A 549-nucleotide genomic window follows, 5' to 3' on the forward strand; every position below is an offset into this window, starting at 1 on the left:
TGACCCAACTGTAGGTCTCCTATTGACAGTAATAGTCTACCCGCAGAGGCGAAAAGGATAGCACCTAGTTCGCATGGGCGCTAGTGTTTGAACGCGTCCAGCTAGGCTTGCGTGTGTGCAAGCGTTGTGCTTACCTTCGGAGTATGCCCATCACCATTACGATGGTAGACTTCACTACCACCAACGTCGTCGTCTGGTTTTCCGACTACTCGCTGTGGTCAAGCCGGTTCGTTACCAAACCCATCACGTTCCTCGCTGACATGACGCCGGCCGAACGCAACCGCTGGGCGATAGTCGAACACGGTACGGCCGTGGAGTGGAACGCCACGGGAGCGCGGCTGACGCTGGCACAGATGGACAAGTACTAATGCGGTCCGCATCAATCCTAGGGGTACATCTCGTAGATACCCGCTTGGCTCAATCAAATAGCTGAAGGCCACGGGCTTTAGGATATTGTGTTTCGTGATACCTTAAAACCCGAGAGTTGGGAGTTTAGCAAGCGGTTCGCAAGGCTTCCGCAATGGTGGCAATGATTAGCCATTTGCCTAC

General features: G+C 53.9%; 1 protein-coding gene. It reads left to right on the top strand.

Going from position 1 to position 549, the window contains the following annotated elements; genetic code table 11:
- Positions 1–143: 143 nt before the first annotated feature.
- On the top strand, positions 144–368 hold the full coding sequence (locus BXP70_RS29235; RefSeq protein ID WP_086597622.1) for a hypothetical protein: 225 nt from the start codon (positions 144–146) through the stop codon (positions 366–368).
- Positions 369–549: the final 181 nt, after the last annotated feature.

This window comes from Hymenobacter crusticola (assembly GCF_002154225.1).
Classification (GTDB): domain Bacteria; phylum Bacteroidota; class Bacteroidia; order Cytophagales; family Hymenobacteraceae; genus Hymenobacter; species Hymenobacter crusticola.